The sequence below is a fragment of the Streptomyces sp. NPDC054863 genome (genome assembly GCF_053610825.1).
Genome location: NZ_JBSGZD010000523.1, coordinates 1 through 2,414, shown reverse-complemented (window position 1 = coordinate 2,414; position 2,414 = coordinate 1). Strand labels below are relative to the sequence as shown.

Genomic DNA, 2,414 nt, shown 5'->3' with positions numbered 1-2,414 from the left:
GCCGAGCACCGCGTCCCGGTCGTCCGCCGCGGCGAACAGCGCCACGTGGCCGTCCGGCCGGATCAGGACCAGGGCGTCGCCCTCAATGCCGTACGCCGCCCTGGCGTGACCGCCGTCGTCGCTCAGGCCGCCGTGCGGACCGGCGTCCACCGGGTACGTCCGTACGGTTCCGGCCGCCTCCTCGGCCACCTCCTTCAGCGCAGCCGCCGCGCTCCCGCCGAAGCCGAGGAGGGTGAAGTGCGGTCCTGCGAACGCTTCGAAGAGGCGGCGGGGAACGCCGGTCGCCGTGTCCGTGCACGGGGCGTCCGGGGCGCGGTCACCGGCCTGGAGAGTGGTGGAGGCCGCCGTGCCCCGGGCGGAGAGCGAGCTCCAGCGGTAGCCGAGGGTGTCGGCCTCCTCGGTCAGGCCCGCGTCCAGGCCGCCGCCGGGCTTCTTGATCGCCTCCATGACCGCTGCCAGCCGCTCCGACGACGTGTCGAGCGTCCAGGCGGCGACGGGCAGGCGTTCCTCCTCGTAGGTGAGGAGAAGCTCCTCGCCGGCCCGTCCGGCGAGGACGGCGGCGAGTTTCCAGCCCAGGTTGAAGGCGTCCTGGATGCCGGTGTTCATCCCGAGGCCGCCCGCGATCGGGTGGACGTGCGCGGCGTCGCCCGCGAGGAAGACCCGGCCGTCGCGGAAGCGGTCGGCCATGCGCACGTTGACCCGGTACGTGGAGAGCAGCGCGGCGTCGGTGAGGCGGACGCCGGGGATGCGGGCGTGCCGGTCGAAGAGCCGCTGGAAGCTCTCCCGGGACGGGGGCACGGGTTTGCCGTCGGCGTCGGACTCGGGTCCCGCCTGGAACCACCAGAGGTTGTCGGTGCCCGGGATCGGGCAGAGCATCACGGCGCCGTCCTCGTCGAACCACTGGTGCCAGACGTCGCGGGCGAGCTGTCCGCCGCCCTCCGGCGGGCCCTCCAGCGCGACATCGCCGTTGACCATCAGCTGGGTGTCGTGCGTGGTGCCGTCGAAGGAGGCGCCCATGAGGGCGCGGACCGAGCTGTGTCCGCCGTCGCACCCGACCAGGTAGTCCGCCTCGATGACGTGGCCGGTGGCGGCCTCGGCGAGGATCCGGTCGCCGCGCTGTGCGTACGAGACGATTTCCGTGCCCAGTTCGACGTGCACGCCGTACCCGGCCAGCCGGGTGCGGAGGAGCTCCTCCAGCTTCCACTGCGGGAGGAGCCGTCCCCGGTCGTAGGGGGCGGCGGGGGTCGGCCGCTGCGTCGCGTACGGGTCGGTGTCGGCGACGACCTTCCCGTCGCGGTACTTGCGCATGGGGAGAGGGGCGCAGCCGGCGGCGAGCACCTCTTGTAGGACACCGAGGTCCTCCAGCACTTCGAGGCTGCGGGGATTGGGGCCCTTGGCCCGTGAACTCCGGGGAAATTCGGGGGACTTGTCGACGATCCGCACCTCGGCGCCGCGCCGGGCCAGGTCACACGCCAGGGTCAGCCCGGTCGGCCCGGATCCCACGATCAGCACACCAGTCATGTCTGCTCCTCCGTTGCACGCTTCGTTCTGCGGGACGGTCACGCCGCACGTCCACGCCGCATGTCCGCCGCACGAAGAAAAACACAACCGAGAATCAAATGCAACTCAGTAATGTTATTTTCCCGGCGGTCCGTCCGGTGCCGCCCGCCCCTTGCCCCGGGGCCGACCGGGGGACTTCCTTGCCCCATTCGCGCGACTGTGATCGCGGGTCGCACGGGGCCCTCCTAGCGTTTCGGATATCGAGGCGCATTTCCGACAGATGAGTGGAAAACCGTTCCGCCGCTGCTCCTCGGGGACCCGGAGGATTCACCATGCGCGCGACACGGCTCGCATCCACCGCGGCGGCGACCGCCGTCGGCATCGCCGCTCTGACCTGCGCCGTCTCTCCCGCCTCCGCGGCGGACGGCGACAGCACGACGGGGGCCGGCAGCGCGTACAGGTTCTCCGTGACGCCCTCCACCATCGCGCCCGGCGGCCAGGTCACCCTCACCGCCACCGGGTGCCCCGGCGCCGCGACCGTCACCTCCGGGGTCTTCGACACCGTGCTCATCCCGGCCGGGCAGTCCGGCAGGGCGACCGTCGACTGGGACTCCAAGCCCGGCGCCGTGTACGACGTGGCGTTCTCCTGCAACGGCACCAAGGGCGCCGCCTCGCTGGCCGTCGAGGGCGGCGGCTCCCTCCCGACGACCAGCTCGACCTCCCTGCCGACCCCGGCCACCTCCGTCTCCCCGGTCACCTCCGCCTCCCCCGTCACGTCCGCTTCTCCCCTCACGTCCGCTTCTCCCGTACGAGGGGTGCGCGGCGGACTCGGCGGCAGCATCGACGGCATGGACAGCACCCAGGTCGCCGGCGGCGTGGCCCTCGTGGTGCTCGCGGTCGGCGGCTCCTGGTAC

At 72.5% G+C, this 2,414-nt stretch carries 2 protein-coding genes; one reads left to right on the top strand and one right to left on the bottom strand.

Annotation, left to right across the window (positions count from 1 at the left end; genetic code table 11):
- Positions 1-1,521 (bottom strand): FAD-dependent monooxygenase (locus tag ACWGIG_RS38540; protein ID WP_453326389.1); only part of this gene is annotated, 1,521 nt, incomplete at its 3' end.
- Positions 1,522-1,832: 311 nt separating this feature from the next.
- Here ACWGIG_RS38540 and ACWGIG_RS38535 point away from each other — a divergent pair.
- The coding region (locus ACWGIG_RS38535) for a hypothetical protein (protein ID WP_453326388.1) at positions 1,833-2,414 on the top strand (582 nt) is incomplete at its 3' end.